Below are 18,225 nucleotides of genomic sequence, written 5' to 3' on the forward strand. Positions count from 1 at the left end.
CGCTAGGACGTCAGGTCCTCGAACGCGGACAGGGCGCGCTGGATGTTCTCGACCGAGTTCGCGTACGAGAACCGCAGGTGCCCCTCGCCGTACCCGCCGAACGCCGTGCCCGGCAGGCAGGCGACCCCGGCCTCCTCGAGCAGCCGGTCCGCGAGGGTCGCGGCCGACTGGCCGAGCTCGGTGATGTTCGGGAACGCGTAGAACGCGCCGCCCGGCCGCACGCACGACACGCCGGGTACGGCGTTCAGGCCGGAGACGATCACCTCGCGACGCTCCCGGAACGCGGCGAGCATGGTGTCGACGTCGTCCCACGGTCCTTCGAGGGCGGCGATCGCGGCGTGCTGGCTGAAGGCCGACGTACAGGAGACGGAGTTGATCACCAGCCGGGTGATCGGCTCGACCAGTGGCTGCGGGAACACGCCGAAGCCCAGTCGCCAGCCGGTCATCGCGAACGTCTTGGACCAGCCGTCGAGCAGGATCGTCCGCTCGGCCATGCCGTCGAGGTCCAGGACGCTGTGGTGGTCGCCGTCGTACCGCAGCGCCCAGTAGACCTCGTCGCTGAGCACGACCAGGTCGTTGCGGATCGCGATCTCGGCGATCGCGGCCAGCTGCTCGGGTGTCGAGGCGCTGCCGCACGGGTTGTGCGGGGAGTTCAGGATCAGCAGCTTGGTCCGCGGGGTGACCAGCGCCGCGAGCTCCTCGGGGTCGATGACGAACCCGTTCTCCTCGCGCAGCGGCACCGGGACCGGCGTCGCGCCGGCGAACGACGCGATCGACGCGTACATCGGGAAGCCCGGGTCGGGGTAGAGGACCTCGTCGCCCTCCTCGCACAGCGCCATGATCGTGAAGAACATGATCGGCTTGGCGCCCGGCGTGACCAGCACCCGGTCGGGGGAGGCGCTGAGCCGGCCGGTGCGTTCGAGGAAGTCGGTCACCGCGGTCCGCAGCTCGGGGATGCCGGGCGCCGGGACGTAGTGCGTGTGGCCCTTGTCGATCGCCTGCTGCGCGGCGGCCGCGACGTGGGCCGGCGTGTCGAAGTCCGGCTCGCCGATCTCGAGGTGCACGATCTCCCGGCCGCTCGCCTCCAGCGCCTTGGCCTTCGCCAGCACCTCGAACGCAGACTCGGTCCCGAGACGTTCCATCCGCCCAGCTAGTTTCACGCCTCCGAGCCTAGTCCACCCCTTGGCTACCCGCTGAGAACGCTTGCTGCCGGTGGAATCATCAGGCTCAGGAGCTCGAGAGGAGTGCGGATGCCACGGGTAGCGGTCACGGGAAGCAGCGGCAAGCTCGGCCGGGCGGTCGTCGATCACCTGCAGGACAACGGCTGGGACGTGGTCGCCCTCGACCAGGCCCCGCCGGCGCGGGCCGGGGTGACGTCGTCCCGGGTCGACCTGACCGATTTCGGCCAGACCTACGAGGCGATCGCCGGGATCGACGACCGGCACGACGGCGTCGACGCGGTCGTCCACCTGGCCGCGATCCCGGCGCCGGGACTACGGCCGAACGCGGCGACGTTCGAGAACAACATGGTGGCCACGTACAACGTGTTCTCGGCGGCCTTGCGGGCCGGTGTGCGCAACATCGTCTGGGCGTCGAGCGAGACCGTGCTCGGGCTGCCGTTCGACGAGTTCCCGCCGTACGTGCCGGTGGACGAGGACTACGCACCGCGACCCAACAGCACGTACTCGCTGGTCAAGACGCTCGAGGAGGAGCTGGCCCGGCAGCTGGTCCGGTGGCACCCGGACCTCAAGCTGATCGGCCTGCGCTTCTCCAACGTGATGTACCCCGAGGACTACGCGAACTTCCCGTCGTTCGACGCCGACGCGACCCTGCGCAAGTGGAACCTGTGGGGCTACATCGACGCCCGCGACGGCGCCCAGGCGGTCCGCAAGGCGCTCGAGTACGACGCCACCGGCACAGACGTGTTCATCGTCGCGAACGCCGACACGGTGATGACCCGGCCGAACGAGGAGCTCCTGGCCGAGGTCTTCCCCGGCGTTGCGGTGAAGCGGCCGTTCGGCCCGAACGAGACGCTGCTGTCCATCGACAAGGCCCGCAAGCTCCTCGGCTACGAACCGCAGCACTCCTGGCGCGACTAGCTCCGCGGCCCGTAGGGGAACACGGCGTCCGGGTCGTACGCCGTGCGGACCTCGGTCAGCCGGGCCAGCGTCTCGGCCGGCCAGCACGCCTCGTACACCCCGTGAACGGACAGCCCACCGGCGAAGTTGACGGTCATCTCCGGTGAGATCCAGGGCGCGAGCGGCGCCAGTACGCCGTCGGCCGCGGCCGGCAGGACCTCTGCGAACAGCGCCGGATCCGGGACGCCGATGATCACCAGGCTGTAGGCCCCGCCGCGCCCGCCGACCGCACTGCCCTCCGGCACGTCGCGGTGCACGGCGCCGCCGAGGTGCCGGAGCTCGAGCGCGACCAGGGGCAGTTGCCGGCCCGGGCCGGCGACGTCGACGAACGTCGTCGCGAAGTCGGCGCCGGCCTCCGCCAGCAGGACCGCGCGGTCCCAGGCCGGCAGCGGGTCCTTGGGGTCGTTGTGGATCAGCGCGATGTCGCGCGCCGGCATCTCGCCGACGCCGCCGAGCACCGGCGTACCGGCGTCCCGGATCGGCTGGAACAGGCGCTCCCCCTCGGCCGGGTCGCCGACGAACGCGTAGCGGACGGTCAGCGTGGTCTGGCCCCGGATCGGTTCGGGGATCGCGTCCAGCGGCGGCAGCCGGAGGATCGCGACCGACGAGTTCACCGTCTCGGGCACGGACCTGGTCCACTCGAGCCAGGCGCTGAGCACGGACGCGATGTCGTCGGCGCCGAAGAACAGTGAGCCGCCGTACAGGGAGGTGAGCTCGACGAGTTCGAAGTCCATCGACGTGACCAGACCGAGGCCGCCCTTGCCGCCACGCAGGGCCCAGAACAGGTCGGGGTTCTCGTCCGCGTTCGCCGTGACGACCTCGCCGGTGCCGGTGACCACCCGGAAGCCGCGGACCCAGTCGGACGAGACGCCGTACGTCCGGGACAGCGGGCCGAGGCCGCCGCCCAGGGTGTAGCCGATGCAGCCGACCGCGTCGGAGGCGCCGGTGATCGGCGCGAGGCCGTGCTCGGCCGCGGCCGCGACCACCTCGGCCCAGCGGCAGCCCGCCTCGATGTGCGCGATCCGGCCGTCGATCGTCACGTTCGCCATCCGCGCGGTCGTGACCAGCACACCGTCCTCGATCGCCCGGGCCGAACCGTGGCCGGTCGCCAGCACGCGGACCGGCGTACCGCTGTCCGCCGCCGCCCGGACGACCGCGGCCGCTTCCGCCTCCGAGGTGATCCCGACGGCCACCTCGGGCGTGTGCCGGACCGCGAGGTTGAACCCCGCCACCTCCGCCGCGAATCCGTCGTCCTCGGGGCCGAACACCGGACCCCGCACCACACCCCGAAGCTGTTCTGCCAACGCACCCATGCGTGTCTCCCCTCTCCGGGGCGAGTCTTCCCGATGGGTGGGGTCAGACGATGCAGGGCCCGGTGCGGGATCAGACGATCCGGACGCGCAGCCGGCGGAAGCCGCGGCCCTTGCTCTCCATCTTCACGACCTCCATCCGGCCGATCATCGCGGTGGACGCGACGTGCGTGCCGCCGTCGGCCTGGGTGTCGAGACCGTCGATGTCGACGATCCGGACGACCTCGATGCCGGGCGGCAGCAGGTTGGTGGCGGTCCGGATGATGTCGGGGATCGCGAACGCCTCGTCCCGCGGCAGGGTGCTCACGGTGATCCGGCGGTCGGTGCGGATCTCCGCGTTCACCGCCTCGGCCACCCGGTCCTTGAAGTCCGGCGGGACCTCGGCCAGGTCGAAGTCCATCCGGGCCGTCAGCGGCTCCATGTTCCCGCCGGTGACGAGCGCGCCGAAGTCCCGGAACACCACACCGGTCAGCACGTGCAGGCCCGAGTGGGTCCGCATGAGTTCCGTCCGGCGCCGGTCGTCGAGCGCACCGCGGACGGCGGTGCCGGCCGGCGGCACCGGATCCTCCTCGTGCGGCACCAGGTAGAGGTCGTCGCCCTTGGCCGTGCCGAGGATGCGGGTGCGGACCCCGCCCCACAGCAGCACGCCGTGGTCCGGCGGCTGACCACCGCCGCCGGGATAGAACGCGGACCGGTCGAGCACGATGCCGCGTTCGGGGTCGACGCCGACGACGGTCGCGTCCCACTCCCGCAGGGTGGCGTCGTCGAGATCCAGCCGATGGGTGTGCGTCACCCTGCCGAATCCTAGGGCACGTCTCTCAGCCGTTGACCCCGGCGGGGGCACCGTGGATTCTCGATCGCAGGGGTTGGGGGAGACATGGGGCAACGCAGTCCGCTGGTCACGCTCGCGGCCGCCGCCGTCGGCCTGGTGGCGATGCTCGTCGTCAACAGCACCCAGACCGGCACGCTCGCCGCACCCGATGCGTCCGCGACCACCGTCCCGCCGACCACGAGCGCTCCGGCCACTCGGCCGCCTTCGCCGGACGCGACGCCGACTCCGAGCCCGACGGCGAGCCCGACCCGGCAGATCGCCCTCGTCTTCACCGGCCGGACGACCGGACGCGAAGCCACCCTCGCCGTCGCGGTGAAGGGCGGCCGGGCCGTGGGGTACGTCTGCGACGGCCGGGAGGTCGAAGCGTGGTTCACCGGGGCACAGGACGCCGGCCGGCTCGCCCTGCGGTCCAAGGCCGGCGACCAGCTGGCCGCCACCGTGGCCGCCGACGCCGTCACCGGGACGGTCACCGTGCGCGGCCGCCAACTGTCCTTCACCATCGACAAGGTGGATCCGCCGGCCGGCCTCTACCGCGCGCGCACCACCCGGAACACCATCGGCTGGATCGTCCTCCCCGACGGCAGCCAGGTCGGCGTCGACAACGACGGCAGCCCGGCACCCGCCCCGGCCCTCGACCCCGGCACCGGCGCGGCGACCGTCGGCGGTACGCCGGTGACGGCCGCGTCGATCACCGGCGACGAGACGTTTTGAGGAGAGCCATGGCGACGACTGCGCCGGTCCGGGCCGCGAGCAGGGCCGTGATCCCGCTGTCGGTCGGTGCCGCGGTCGCCGTCGTCCTCGGTGTCTACGGCCGGCTGCACGATCCGACCGGGGTCGCAGTCAGTGTGGCCGGCTTCTCCAGTCCGCAGTCGGTGAAGGCCTGGCTGGCCACCGTCGCCGTGGTGCTGGCCGCCGTACAACTGGTCTCGGCGCTTGCACTGTTCGGGCACCTGCGCGGTCTGAGCGGTCGGCGGTGGGTCGGTCCGTTGCACCGGTGGTCGGGCCGGGCCGCCGTCGCGGTCACGATCCCGGTGGTCGCGCACTGCCTGTACGCGCTGGGATTCCAGTACGACCAGCCGCGGGTGCTCGCGCACTCGTTGCTCGGGTGCTTCTTCTACGGCGCATTCGCGGCCAAGATGCTGACACTCAGCCGGAACGACCTGCCGCGCTGGCTGCTGCCGGCGGTCGGCGGTGCGGTGTTCACCGGCCTGGTCGGGCTCTGGCTGACCTCGTCGCTGTGGTTCTTCTCCACCTTCGGCATCATTCGTTGAGAGGACTCCCCGTGGACGAAGCGAGTCGCCGTACCGTCCTCGCCGCGGGTGCTGCGGCCGTCGCCGCGGTCTCCGGCTGCAGCACCTACGGCGAACCGCAGAACGCGCCGGCCACGTCGGCGCCGGCGAACGCCGTGCTCGCGAAGACCGCCGACGTCCCCGTCGGCGGGGGAGTCATCGTCGGCGACGCCCAGGTCGTGGTCACGCAGCCGACCGCCGGCACGTTCAAGGCGTTCACCTCGGTCTGCACGCATCAGCGGTGCCAGGTCGCCAGTGTCGAGGGCGGCACCATCAACTGCACCTGTCACGGGAGCAAGTTCGACATCACCGACGGGTCGGTCGTGAAGGATCCCGCGCAGCAGCCGCTGGCCCCGCAACGGATCACCGTCACCGGTGACTCCATCCGGCTCGGTTGATTTCGAGTGCTCTTCGACTGACATCCTTCCGGCATGGTCGAATTCGGAGTACAGGTGACGCCGACGCCGGAGATCGGGCTGCACCGGGACCTGGTCGCGGCGGCGGAGGAAGGCGGGCTCGACCTGGTCGCGGTCCAGGACCATCCGTACGCGCCGAGCCAGATCGACGCGATGACGCTGATCGGGGACCTGCTGGCCCGGACCGAGCGGCTGCGGTTCTTCCCGGACGTGGCGCCGCTGCCACTGCGCCCGCCGGGCATGCTCGCGCAGGCCGCCGCGGCCCTCGACGTCCTGTCCGGCGGGCGGTTCGAGCTCGGGCTCGGAGCGGGCGGGTTTCCGCGCGGCATCACCGGCATCGGCGGCCCGGCCCGGACACCGGCCGAGGCCCTGGAGGCACTCGAGGAAGGCATCCCGCTGCTGCGGCGGCTGTGGACCGAGCCCGACCGGGTGGTTGCTAACGGCAAGTATTACTCGCTGGACCTGCGCCCCGGGCCCCGGCCGCCGCACGACATCCGGATCTGGGTCGGCTCGGTCGGGCCGAAGTCGATGCGGCTCACCGGCCGGCTGGCCGACGGCTGGGCCGCCCCGATCCCGAGGTATCTGCCGTACGAGCAGTGGGCCGGGGCGAACGCGATCATCGACGAGGCGGCGAAAGCGGCCGGCCGCGATCCGGCGGCCGTGCTCCGGATCGCCCAGGTCGTCGGCACGATCACCGACGCACCCGGCGACACCGACACCACCCATGGGGACGCTCCGGTGCGCGGTACGCCGGACCAGTGGGCGGCGTTCTTCGCCCGGCTGGCGACCGAACAGCCGTTCCGGACGTTCGTGTTCTGGCCGGAGCGCCACGACCTCACGCAGATCACCCGGTTCGCGACCGACGTCGTACCGGCGACGAAGGCGCTGCTGGACGGACTGACGGGCTGACTACCAGGCGTGACGGCGCTCCGGAAAAGGGGGGCGACTCGACGGTAGGGCTCCCGGGCTGAAAACCTGTGCCAGCGACTGGCGATCCCAGGAGCACAACGCAGGGTGAGACACGGAGGCGGTCGATGTACAAGCGTATCGCAGTGGTGAACCGGGGCGAGGCCGCGATGCGGCTGATCAACGCGGTGCGTGAGCTCAACGCCGAGGGCGGCGAGCCGATCGAGACGATCGCGCTGTACACCGAGGGTGAGCGGACCGCGACGTTCGCCCGCGAGGCCGACATCGCCTACCCGCTCGGCCCGGCGTCTGCCCGGCCGTACCTGGATCTCGAGGTGCTCGAGCGCGCCCTGCGCGAGACCGGGACGGACGCCGCCTGGGTCGGCTGGGGGTTCGTCGCCGAGGACCCGGCGTTCGCCGAGCTGTGCGAGCGGATCGGCGTGACCTTCATCGGTCCGCCGCCGGAGGCAATGCGCAAGCTGGGCGACAAGATCGGCTCCAAGCTGATCGCCGAGGAGGTCGGTGTACCGGTCGCGCCATGGAGCCGCGGCGCGGTCGAGTCGCTGCCGGCGGCCCTCGAGGCAGCCGAGTCGATCGGCTACCCGCTGATGCTGAAGGCGACCGCGGGCGGCGGCGGCCGCGGCATCCGGGTGATCCGGTCGGCCGACGAGCTCGAGGACGCGTACGCGCGGACCAGCGAGGAGGCCGCCCGCGCGTTCGGCAGCGGCGTGGTCTTCCTGGAGCGCCTGGTCACCGGCGCCCGGCACGTCGAGGTGCAGGTCATCGCCGACGGCCAGGGCACGGCCTGGGCGCTCGGCGTCCGGGACTGCTCGGTCCAGCGGCGCAACCAGAAGGTGATCGAGGAGTCCGCGTCCCCGCTGCTGTCCTCGTCGCAGGTCGAGGACCTGAAGGCGTCGGCCGAGCGGCTCGCGCTCGCGGTCGGCTACCGCGGTGCGGCGACGGTCGAGTTCCTGTACCACCCGGGTGACAAGGCGTTCGCGTTCCTGGAGGTGAACACCCGGCTGCAGGTCGAGCACCCGATCACCGAGCTGACCACCGACTTCGACCTGGTCAAGGCGCAGTTGCACGTCGCCGCCGGCGGTCGGCTGGAAGGCATCAAGCCGGTCGAGACCGGGCACGCGGTCGAGGCGCGGCTGAACGCCGAGGACCCGGACCGCGACTTCGCGCCGTCCCCGGGCCGGATCGCCGTCCTGGACCTGCCGGCCGGACCGGGCGTCCGGGTGGACACCGGCGTCAGCGCGGGTGACAGCATCCCGGCCGACTTCGACTCGATGATCGCGAAGATCATCGCCTACGGCCGGACCCGCGACGAGGCGCTTGCGCGGCTGCGCCGGGCGGTCGCCGCGACCACCGTGCTGATCGACGGCGGCACCACCAACAAGAGCTTCATCCTCGAGCTGCTGGACCAGCCCGAGGTGATCGACGGCAGTGCCGACACCGGCTGGATCGACCGCGTCCGCGGCGAGGGCCGGTTGGTCTCGCACCGGCACTCGGGTGTCGCGCTCGTCGCGGCCGCGATCGAGGGGTACGAGGAAGCCGAGCAGGTCGAGCGGACCCGGCTGCTGGAGACCGCGCACGGTGGCCGGCCGCAGGTGCAGCACGAGGTCGGCCGGGCCATCGACCTGAAGCTCCGCGGCGTCGGGTACCGGGTGACCGTCGCCCGGATCGGCCCGGACCGGTTCCGCGTCGGCGTCGGCAACGGCACCGAGTTCAAGGCCGTCGACGCCGAGCTCGAGCGGCTGGACTCGTACAGCAGCCGGCTCGTGGTCGGCGGTCAGCGCTTCCGCCTGGTCACCGCGACCCACGGCCCGGTCCACCTGGTCGAGGTCGACGGTGTGACCCACCGCGTCAGCCGCGACGAGGGCGGCGTACTGCGTTCGCCCGCGCCGGCGCTCGTGGTCGCGACACCGGTCCAGGCCGGGAGCGTGGTCGAGTCCGGTGCCCCGGTGCTCGTGCTGGAGAGCATGAAGATGGAGACGGTGCTGAACGCGCCGTTCAAGGCCACAGTGAAGGAGCTGCTGGTCGCCGCCGGCAGCCAGGTGGAGACGGGTGCGCCGTTGGTCCGGCTGGAGCCGGTCGACGACGAGGCCGGTGCGGAAGAGGCCGCACCGGTGGACAACGGCGTACGGCTGGATCTGCCGAACGGGTCGGGAGAGAAGTCCGCGGCCGAGCGGGTCGAGCGGGGTCTGGACGACCTGCGCAGCATGCTGCTCGGGTTCGACATCGACCCGCAGGACGAGGGCGGCATGCTCGCCGACTACCTGTCGGCGCGGGCGGAGCTGCCGCAGCCGCCGGTGTCGGCCGAGATGGACCTGCTGCAGGTGTTCGCGGACTTCGTCGAACTGAGCCGCAACCGGCCGGCCGGCGAGGAGATCAGCACCGAGAACCGGGTGCACAGCCCGCGCGAGCATTTCCACACCTACCTGCAGAGCCTGGACCCCGAGCGCGGCGGTCTGCCGGCGGAGTTCCGTACGCGGCTCGCCCGGGTGCTGGGCCACTACGGGGTGACGGACTTCGAGCGCAGTACCGAGCTGGAGGAAGCCGTCTTCCGGATCTTCCTCGCCCAGCAGCGGTCCACGCCGGACGTGCTGCTGGTGACAGCGGTGCTGCAGCGCTGGATCGCCGAGCCGCGGCCGGCCGCCACGCTGGACGACGGCGCGCACGAGCTGCTGGACCGGCTGGTGGTGGCCACCCAGCTGCGCTTCCCGGTGATCGGCGACCTGGCCCGCAGCGTCCGGTTCCGCTGGTACGACCAGCCGCTGGTGGACGCCGAGCGGGCCTCTGTGCTGGCCGGCGTCGGCGACGAGGTCGCGGCCCTGTCCGCGGACCCGCAGGCGCCGAACCGCAAGGAGCGGATCGACGCGCTGGCGTCAATCCCGGAGCCGATCGTCCGCTTCCTGGCGCAGCGGCTCGAGCACGGCTGGGGTGAGCAGGAGCCGATGCTCGAGGTGCTCATCCGCCGGCACTACCGCGAGTACGAACTGCACGACCTGCGCGACTTCGCGGTCGACGGCCGGCCGTTCGCGACCGCCGACTACTCGATCGACGACCGGCTGAGCCACCTCGTCACCACGGTCGGCGCGGTGGTTGAGCTGGCCGACCCGGACAGCGGGCTCGTCCAGGCGCTGACCGCGCAGGTGGACGCCCGGCCGGCCGGGCGCGAGGCCGTCGCCGAGCTGTACCTGTACGGCCCGGACATTCCCGAAGGACTGCAGGAGGCGTCGGACCACCTGCGCGACCTGGTCACCGCTCTGCCGGTCTCCCAGCAAGTACGCCGCCTGTCCGTCGCGGTCGCCCGGGGTGACGGCCGCCCGGTCTGGTACTTCACCTACCGCCCGGCGGCCGGGTCGATGACCGAGGACGACAACGTCCGCGGCGTGCACCCGATGGTCGGCCGGCGGCTGACGCTGTGGCGGCTGTACGACTTCCGGATCACCCGGCTGGACGCGCCCGAGGACGTGCTGCTCTACCACTGCGTCGCCCGGGACAACGAGGCCGACCAGCGGCTGGTCGCGCTCGCCCAGGTCCGCCAGTTCGCGGTGGTCCGCGACGAGGACGGGCAGGTCACTTCGCTGCCGCACGCGGAGCGCGCGATCGCGAACTGCCTGGAGGCGATCCGCCGGGCCCGCACCGAGCGCGGCGCGGCCGGCGCCAAGCTGGACATGAACCACGTCTGGGTGCACATCTGGCCGCAGATCGACGCCCAGGTCGACGAGCTCACCGCGCTGCGCCGCAACATCGCGCCGATGACCGCGGGGGCCGGGATCGAGGAGGTCCTCGTCCAGGGCCGGGTGGCGACCCCGGACGGCTCGGTCAACCTGCTCGCCGCGCGGTTCTACTACCAGCACGGCGCGGGTGTGGTCACGTCGGTGGAGCAGCCGCCGACCGAGCGGCTGAAGCCGCTCGACGACTACGCGCAGAAGGTCCAGCGGTCCCGTCGCCGGAACACCGTCTACCCCTACGAGGTCGCCGGCATGGTGGCCGGGCCGGGTGGCACCTGGACGGAGTACGACCTGGACGACACCGGCGCGCTCGTGCCCGTCGAGCGGCCGCGCGGGCTGAACAAGGCCGGCCTGATCGCCGGCGTGGTCACCACGCCGACCACCCGGTACCCCGAAGGCGTCACCCGGGTGGTGCTCAGCGGCGACCCGACCATGGCGCTCGGCGCGGTCGCGGAGGCGGAGTGCTCCCGGATCATCGCCGCGCTCGACCTGGCCGAGCGGATGCGGGTGCCGGTCGAGTGGTACTCGCTGTCCGCCGGCGCCCGGATCTCGATGGACTCCGGCACCGAGAACATGGACTGGGTGGCCAAGGCGCTGAAGCGGATCGTCGAGTTCACCCAGGACGGCGGCGAGATCAACATCGTCGTCGCCGGCATCAACGTCGGCGCCCAGCCGTACTGGAACGCCGAGGCGACCATGCTGATGCACACCAAGGGCATCCTGGTGATGACGCCGGACAGCGCGATGGTGCTCACCGGCAAGCAGTCGCTGGACTTCTCCGGCGGGGTGTCCGCGGAGGACAACTTCGGCATCGGCGGCTACGACCGGGTGATGGGCCCGAACGGCCAGGCGCAGTACTGGGCGCCCGACCTCAAGGGGGCCCGGGACGTGCTGATGGCGCACTACGACCACACCTACGTCGTTCCGGGGGAGAGCGGACCGCGCCGGGCCGAGACGTCGGACCCGGTGGACCGCGACGTCACGACGTACCCGCACAACGTCGCGGGCAGCGACTTCCGCACGGTCGGCGAGATCTTCTCGGCCGCGACGAACCCGGAGCGCAAGAAGGCGTTCGACATCCGCACGTTGATGCGGGCCGTCACCGACCAGGACCACCCGGTGCTGGAGCGCTGGGCCGGGATGGCCGACGCGGACACCGCGGTCGTGCAGGACGCCCGGCTCGGCGGGTACCCGGTCTGCCTGCTCGGGATCGAGTCCCGGTCGGTGCCACGCCGGGGCTTCCCGCCGACCGACGGCCCGGACACCTACACCGCCGGCACGCTGTTCCCGCGGTCGTCGAAGAAGGCGGCCCGGGCGATCAACGCGGCCAGCGGGAACCGGCCGCTGGTCGTGCTCGCGAACCTGTCCGGCTTCGACGGCTCACCCGACTCGATGCGCAACCTGCAACTCGAGTACGGCGCCGAGATCGGCCGGGCGATCGTGAACTTCTCCGGCCCGATCGTGTTCTGCGTGGTGTCGCGCTACCACGGCGGCGCGTTCGTGGTGTTCTCCAAGGCGCTGAACCCGTCGATGACCGTCCTCGCGGTCGAGGGCTCGTTCGCGTCCGTGATCGGCGGTGCGCCGGCGGCCGCGGTCGTGTTCGCCGGCGAGGTGGACGCGCGGACCGCCTCCGACCCGCGGGTCGCGACGCTCGCCGAGCGGGTCCGGGAGGCGAGTGGGGCAGAGCGGGCCGCCCTGGCGACCGAGTTGGCCGAGGTGCGCACCGCCGTACGGGCGGAGAAGCTCGGCGAGGTCGCGACCGGGTTCGACCGGGTGCACAGTATCCAGCGAGCCGTCGAGGTCGGGTCGGTCGACGCGGTGATCAGCGCGACCGAGTTGCGCCCCCGGTTGATCGAGGCACTCGCCGGTCGCCTGGCCGGTGACGACGGACCCCTCTAACCTGGAGGTATGCGCACCGACAGGGGCGGTCGCAGCAAGACGCGCGCACTGGTGACTTTTCTCGCCGTGAGCGTGATGTCCGGCGCGCTGGCGGCCGGCCTGGCGGTCCCGTTCGCCGGCCTGGCCGGGGTCGGCAGCGAGAAGGTCGTGGAGACCGTCCAGACGCTGCCGCGCGAGCTGGAGATCGAGCCGGTCGCGGTCCGCAGCCGGATCCTGGCCGCCGACGGCACCGTGATCGCCACGCTGTACGAGCAGAACCGGCTGCCGGTGCCGCTGAGCTACATCAGCCCGATCATGCGCAAGGCGATCGTGGCGATCGAGGACTCCCGGTTCTACGAGCACGGCGCCCTCGACCTCAAGGGCACGCTGCGGGCGATGCTGCGCAACCAGACCGCGGGCGACGTGCAGCAGGGCGGGTCGAGCATCACCCAGCAGTACGTGAAGCTCAGCCTGGTCGAGAAGGCCAAGACCGCCGAGGAGCGGCACCGGGCCACCGCGGTCACGTACGAGCGCAAGCTGACCGAGCTGCGGTACGCGATCGCGGTCGAGAGCCAGTACTCCAAGGACGAGATCCTGGAGCGGTACCTGAACGTGGTGAACTTCGGCGACGGCGCGTACGGCGTCCAGGCGGCCGCGCAGCACTACTTCCGGACCACGGCCAAGAACCTCACCCTCCCGCAGGCGGCCCTGCTGGCCGGCCTGGTGAAGAACCCGACCGGGTACGACCCGACCAACAGCATGGCCCGGGCCAAGGCCCGCCGGGACGTGGTGATCCGGCGGATGCTCGAGCTGAAGGTGATCTCGCCGCACCAGGCGAACGTCGCGCTCAAGACCCCGGTGATCGACCCGGACAGGGTCCTCAAGGTCCCGAACGGCTGCGCGAGTTCGAAGTACCCCTTCTACTGCGAGTACGTCGTCTCGAAGCTGCTGCAGAACCCGGCCCTCGGCCGGACGGTCAAGGACCGCGAGCACTACCTCAAGACCGGCGGCCTGACCGTGACGACCTCGCTCGACCGGCGGATCCAGAAGGCCGCGCAGGCGTCGATCGACGAGCACTCCAAGCGGACCGACAGCGCGGTCGCCGCGATCACCGTCGTCGAGCCCGGCACCGGTCTGGTGAAGGCGATGGTGCAGAGCCGGCCGTACGGCCGCGGCTCCTTCCAGACCGCCTACAACTACAACGTGGAGAAGTCCTACCCCGGCGGGTTCGGCGGCTTCCAGAACGGCTCGACGATGAAGGCGTTCACGGTCGCGGCCGCGATCTCCAAGGGCATCCCCCTGGACTACCGGATCAACTCGCCGCAGCAGATCAACCTCAGCGGGAAGAAGTTCCGGACCTGCACGGGCTGGACCAGGGACCCGGACTACACGCCGCAGAACTCGACCCAGGGCGGCAACCTGACCATGGTCGAGGCGGCCAGGTACTCGACGAACACGTACTTCCTGCAACTGTCGCAACGGGTTGGCCTGTGCGCGATCGCCAAGACCGCCCAGGCGCTCGGCATGTACAACGGCCAGACCCTGGAGCCGCTCGACCAGGTGATCTCGATGACGCTGGGCGTCGGCTACGTGACGCCGTTGATGCTGTCGAACGCGTACGCGACGTTCGCGGCCCGCGGCAAGTACTGCAAGCCGCTGCTGGTCACCGCCGTCCTGGACAAGTCCCGCCGGCCGATCAAGACGCCGGGCATCGAGTGCAAGCAGGCCCTCAAGCCTGAGGTCGCGGACGGCGTGAACCGGGTGCTCAGCGCGGTGATGGAGCCCGGCGGCACCGGCGGCCGGCTGAACTTCGGCAACTGGGACCTGGCCGGCAAGACCGGCACGATCCAGGAGAACAAGGCGGTCTGGTACGCCGGTTACGCGCCGAACCTGGCCGCGGCCGCCGTGGTGGCCGACGCCAACCTGCCGTACACGAACCTGATGTACCGGCACACGCTCGACGGCCGCGACATCTCCGACCCGACCGGCTCCGGCACCGCCGGCCCGCTCTGGCGGACGGCGATGGAAGGCGCCCTGGACGGGATGTCGCTGCGCCGCTTCGTCGCGCCCAGGCCGACGACGGCCGACGGCGACCGCCAGGAGATCCCGCCGATCCACGGGCTGAACCCCGACGAGGCCGAGGACAAGCTGCGGCAGGCCGGCTTCGACGTCGTCATCGCCGACGACCGGGTCCGCTCCCCGGAGAACGAGGGCACCGTCGCCTACACCGACCCCAGAGCCCGCGAGGGTGCCCCGGAGGGTTCCCTGATCACCGTCTACCTCTCCGACGGGGACTGAGGGCTCCCACAGCGGCTACAGCGGGCGCAGGTCGCTGCCGGGGATCCAGGTGACCCGGCCGTTCTTGTCCCGGACGCGGCCCAGCCACTCGCCGTTGTCGCGGATCCAGACGTCGAGCTCGCCGTTGTGCCACTGCGCCCGCTGGACCGCCTGGGTCGGATTCACCTTCCGGATCGCGTCGGCCGGTCGCGGACCGTGAGCGTCGTACTGGACGTCGAGATCGCTGGCTATCCGGTGTGCCTCCGTCTCGTCGTCGATGTCTGTTGCCCGCCACCCGTTGACCGCGCCGTCCCAGACGCCGAATCTGTTCGATCCGTCGTCGAGAGGCCGCACCGTGAACCGCCCAAGCATGGCTTCAGATTAGCGCTACTTCGAACACATGTTCTAGTCTTGTGGTCGACGGGAGGTGTGTGCGATGGGCTACAACAATCCGCCGGTCAAGTGGTCGGAGCTGGAGCGCAAACTGTCGAACCGGTCGCGGCCGGGCAGCCACGGTGACCGTCCGGTGACGGCCGACGGCGGCGACAGCCCGGCGTGGTCGCAACACCGCGGGCCGTACGTGCCGCCCCAGGCCCTGGCCGCCCGCCGGCCGGAGCACGCGGTGCCGTACGCCGAGCTCCACGCGCACTCGAACTTCTCCTTCCTGGACGGCGCGTCGCAGCCGGAGGAGCTGGTCGAGGCCGCGGTCCGGCAGGGCCTGCACGCGCTGGCGCTGACCGATCACGACGGGTTCTACGGCGCGGCCCGGTTCGCCGAGGCGGCCGCGGCGTACGCGCTGCCCACGGTGTTCGGGGCGGAGCTCTCCCTCGGCCTGACCGGCCCGCAGAACGGTGTGGCCGACCCCGAGGGCAGTCACCTGCTGGTGCTCGCGGAGGGCCAGGAGGGGTACCACAGACTGGCGGGCGCGATCACCGAGGCGCAGCTGGCCGGCGGTGAGAAGGGCAAACCGGTCTACGACCTGGAGGAGCTGGCCGAGGCGGGGAAGGGACACTGGCTGATCCTGACCGGGTGCCGGAAGGGGCTGGTCCGGCAGGCGCTGGAGCTCGGCGGGTTCGCCGACGGCCCGGCTGCCGCCGGTCGGGAGCTCGACCGGTTGACGAGTCTGTTCGGCAAGGACCGGGTGGTGGTCGAGCTGATCGACCACCTCCTGCCCGCCGACTCGACCCGGAACCGGGTGCTGGCCGGGCTGGCCGCGCACCGCGGGCTCCCGGTGGTTGCCACCAACAACGTTCACTACGCGACCCCGGCGCAGCACAAGCTGGCCGCCGCGGTGGCCGCCGTCCGGGCCCGGCGGGACCTGGACTCGATGGACGGCTGGCTGCCGCCGGCCGGGATGGCGTTCCTGCGGTCGGGAGCCGAGATGGCCACCCGGTTCCGGAAGTTCCCGGGAGCGGTGTCGCGGTCGGTCACGCTGGCCGGCCAGCTGGCCTTCGACCTGGCCCGGGCGAAGCCGAAGCTGCCGTTGCGCGACGTGCCGGACGGCCACGACCCGATGTCCTGGCTGCGGCACCTCACCTTCGAGGGCGCCGCCCTGCGGTACGGGACGCGCGCGGAGCGCCCGGACGCGTACGAGCGGCTGGAGCGCGAGCTCGACGTGATCGAGGAGAAGGGCTTCCCGGGGTACTTCCTGATCGTCCAGGACATCGTGAAGTTCGCGCACGACCACGGGATCCTCTGCCAGGGCCGGGGCTCCGCGGCGAACTCGGCGGTCTGCTACGCGCTCGGGATCACCGCGGTCGACAGCATCCTCTACAACCTGCCGTTCGAGCGTTTCCTCGCCTCGACCCGGACGGAGGAGCCGGACATCGACGTCGACTTCGACTCCGACCGCCGGGAGGAGGTGATCCAGCACGTCTACGCGAAGTACGGCCGGCGGAACGCGGCCCAGGTGGCGAACGTGATCAGCTACCGGCCGAAGTCCGCCGTCCGCGACATGGCCAAGGCCCTGGGGTACTCGGTCGGCCAGCAGGACGCGTGGTCGAAGCAGGTGGACGGCTGGAGCCCGGAGATCACCTCGACCGAGCACGACATCCCGCCACGGGTGGTGGAGATGGCGACCGGGCTGCTGAAGTTCCCGCGGCACCTGGGGATCCATTCGGGCGGGATGGTGCTGACCGAGCGGCCGGTGGGGGAGGTGGTGCCGATCGAGCACGCCCGGATGGAGAACCGCACGGTCCTGCAGTGGGACAAGGACGACTGCGCGTGGATGGGGCTGGTGAAGTTCGACCTGCTCGGGCTCGGGATGCTGGCCGCGCTGCAGTACTGCATGGACCTGGTCCGCGAGCACGTGGGGGAGTCGTGGCTGCTGCACACGATTCCGAAGGAGGAGGCCGGCGTCTACGACCAGTTGTGCCGGGCGGACTCGGTCGGGGTGTTCCAGGTGGAGTCGCGGGCGCAGATGGCGACCCTGCCGCGGTTGAAGCCGCGGCGGTTCTACGACCTGGTCACCGAGATCGCGCTGATCCGGCCCGGCCCGATCCAGGGCGGTGCGGTCCATCCGTACATCCGGCGCCGGACCGGGGCGGAGCCGGTCACCTACCTGCACCCGAAGCTCCGGCCGGTGCTGGAGCGGACCATGGGCGTGCCGCTGTTCCAGGAGCAGCTGATGCAGATGGCGATGGCGGTCGGCGAGATCGACGGCGACGAGGCCGACCTGCTCCGGCGCGCGATGGGGTCCAAACGCGGGATCGAGAAGATCTCGTCCCTGAAGGAGAAGCTGTACGCCGGGATGGCCGGCAACGGCATCACCGGCGACCTGGCCGACGAGATCTACGACAAGATCGAAGCCTTCGCGAACTTCGGGTTCGCCGAGTCGCACTCGATCAGCTTCGCCCTGCTGGTCTACTCCAGCACGTGGCTGCGGCTGCACTACCCGGCCGCGTTCCTGGCCGCGCTGCTGCGGGCCCAGCCGATGGGGTTCTACTCACCGCAGTCCCTGGTCGCCGACGCCCGCCGCCACGGCGTGGAGGTCCGCCGGCCGGACCTGCACCTCTCGGGGGTCGACGCCGGCCTCGAGCAACTGGTCGACGGACAGCAGCTCACCGGGCCGACCGGCGACCCGGTGTGCCTGGTGGACCCGCAGCCGCTGGTCGGGCCGTTCGACCCGAAGGCGCCGTTCGACACCGGTGCCCACCGCCGCGACGGCGCGTTCGCGGTCCGGCTGGGACTGTCGGAGGTGCGCACGGTCGCCGAGAAGGGCGCGAAGCTGATCGTCGAGGAACGCGAGCGCAACGGGCCGTTCACGGAGATGGCCGACCTCGTCCGCCGGACCGGGATCACCGCCGCGCAGGTGGAGGCGCTGGCCACCGCGGGCGCCTTCGACTGTTTCGGGCTCGACCGCCGGCAGGCGTTGTGGGAGGCCGGCAGGGCCGCCGAGGAACGGCCTGGCCAGCTCGCCGGCATCACCGCCGCCGGG

12 protein-coding genes are annotated in these 18,225 nt (G+C 71.6%); 8 read left to right on the forward strand and 4 right to left on the reverse strand.

Going from position 1 to position 18,225, the window contains the following annotated elements:
- Nucleotides 1-2 precede the first annotated feature (2 nt).
- Nucleotides 3-1,160 carry a pyridoxal phosphate-dependent aminotransferase gene (locus tag E1218_RS11885; RefSeq protein ID WP_132319277.1) on the reverse strand — a complete coding sequence of 386 codons (1,158 nt, stop codon included), beginning with the start codon at nt 1,158-1,160 and terminating at the stop codon, nt 3-5.
- 90 nt (nt 1,161-1,250) lie between these two features.
- Between E1218_RS11885 and E1218_RS11890 the strand changes: the two genes are divergently transcribed.
- A complete protein-coding gene (locus E1218_RS11890) occupies nt 1,251-2,099 on the forward strand; it encodes an NAD-dependent epimerase/dehydratase family protein (protein ID WP_132319279.1) in 849 nt (282 codons plus the stop codon).
- Here the strand turns inward: E1218_RS11890 and E1218_RS11895 are convergent.
- Nucleotides 2,096-3,451 (reverse strand): FAD-binding oxidoreductase, encoded by a 1,356-nt coding sequence (locus E1218_RS11895; RefSeq protein ID WP_132319281.1) that lies wholly within the window; start codon nt 3,449-3,451, stop codon nt 2,096-2,098. The two genes, E1218_RS11890 and E1218_RS11895, sit on opposite strands and share 4 nt — an antisense overlap.
- Before the next feature lie 70 nt (nt 3,452-3,521).
- Entirely contained in the window at nt 3,522-4,241 is a 720-nt protein-coding gene (locus tag E1218_RS11900; RefSeq protein ID WP_132319283.1) for an alanyl-tRNA editing protein, read from the reverse strand.
- 84 nt (nt 4,242-4,325) lie between these two features.
- On the opposite strand from E1218_RS11900, the gene E1218_RS36005 reads away from it, so the two are divergent.
- The 6 genes from E1218_RS36005 (at nt 4,326) to E1218_RS11930 (ending at nt 14,810) form a co-directional block, all read left to right on the forward strand.
- Nucleotides 4,326-4,991 carry a hypothetical protein gene (locus tag E1218_RS36005; protein WP_165949235.1) on the forward strand — a complete coding sequence of 222 codons (666 nt, stop codon included), beginning with the start codon at nt 4,326-4,328 and terminating at the stop codon, nt 4,989-4,991.
- Nucleotides 4,992-4,999: 8 nt separating this feature from the next.
- Nucleotides 5,000-5,551 carry a DUF6529 family protein gene (locus tag E1218_RS11910; RefSeq protein WP_132319287.1) on the forward strand — a complete coding sequence of 184 codons (552 nt, stop codon included), beginning with the start codon at nt 5,000-5,002 and terminating at the stop codon, nt 5,549-5,551.
- Between the two features lie 11 nt (nt 5,552-5,562).
- Nucleotides 5,563-5,967 carry a Rieske (2Fe-2S) protein gene (locus E1218_RS11915; protein WP_233712179.1) on the forward strand — a complete coding sequence of 135 codons (405 nt, stop codon included), beginning with the start codon at nt 5,563-5,565 and terminating at the stop codon, nt 5,965-5,967.
- Nucleotides 5,968-6,000: 33 nt separating this feature from the next.
- Nucleotides 6,001-6,894, forward strand: coding sequence for an LLM class flavin-dependent oxidoreductase (locus E1218_RS11920; RefSeq protein ID WP_132319289.1), 894 nt, complete (start codon nt 6,001-6,003; stop codon nt 6,892-6,894).
- Between the two features lie 125 nt (nt 6,895-7,019).
- Nucleotides 7,020-12,533 (forward strand): ATP-binding protein, encoded by a 5,514-nt coding sequence (locus tag E1218_RS11925; protein ID WP_132319291.1) that lies wholly within the window; start codon nt 7,020-7,022, stop codon nt 12,531-12,533.
- Between the two features lie 9 nt (nt 12,534-12,542).
- On the forward strand, nt 12,543-14,810 hold the full coding sequence (locus E1218_RS11930) for a penicillin-binding protein (protein WP_132319293.1): 2,268 nt from the start codon (nt 12,543-12,545) through the stop codon (nt 14,808-14,810).
- 15 nt (nt 14,811-14,825) lie between these two features.
- Here E1218_RS11930 and E1218_RS11935 read toward each other — a convergent pair whose 3' ends face one another.
- Nucleotides 14,826-15,161 carry a hypothetical protein gene (locus tag E1218_RS11935; RefSeq protein ID WP_132319295.1) on the reverse strand — a complete coding sequence of 112 codons (336 nt, stop codon included), beginning with the start codon at nt 15,159-15,161 and terminating at the stop codon, nt 14,826-14,828.
- A gap of 64 nt (nt 15,162-15,225) precedes the next feature.
- On the opposite strand from E1218_RS11935, the gene E1218_RS11940 reads away from it, so the two are divergent.
- Nucleotides 15,226-18,225: error-prone DNA polymerase (locus E1218_RS11940; protein WP_132319297.1), on the forward strand; the 3,000-nt coding region annotated here is incomplete at its 3' end.

The organism is Kribbella turkmenica (assembly GCF_004348725.1).
Taxonomy (GTDB): domain Bacteria; phylum Actinomycetota; class Actinomycetes; order Propionibacteriales; family Kribbellaceae; genus Kribbella; species Kribbella turkmenica.

Coding starts and splice junctions, on each gene's coding strand:
- E1218_RS11890 (WP_132319279.1), top strand. CDS start 1,251: ATGCCACGGGTAGCGGTCACGGGAAGCAGCGGCAAGCTCGGCCGGGCG.
- E1218_RS11895 (WP_132319281.1), bottom strand. CDS start 3,451: ATGGGTGCGTTGGCAGAACAGCTTCGGGGTGTGGTGCGGGGTCCGGTG.
- E1218_RS36005 (WP_165949235.1), top strand. CDS start 4,326: ATGGGGCAACGCAGTCCGCTGGTCACGCTCGCGGCCGCCGCCGTCGGC.
- E1218_RS11910 (WP_132319287.1), top strand. CDS start 5,000: ATGGCGACGACTGCGCCGGTCCGGGCCGCGAGCAGGGCCGTGATCCCG.
- E1218_RS11920 (WP_132319289.1), top strand. CDS start 6,001: ATGGTCGAATTCGGAGTACAGGTGACGCCGACGCCGGAGATCGGGCTG.
- E1218_RS11925 (WP_132319291.1), top strand. CDS start 7,020: ATGTACAAGCGTATCGCAGTGGTGAACCGGGGCGAGGCCGCGATGCGG.
- E1218_RS11930 (WP_132319293.1), top strand. CDS start 12,543: ATGCGCACCGACAGGGGCGGTCGCAGCAAGACGCGCGCACTGGTGACT.
- E1218_RS11935 (WP_132319295.1), bottom strand. CDS start 15,161: ATGCTTGGGCGGTTCACGGTGCGGCCTCTCGACGACGGATCGAACAGA.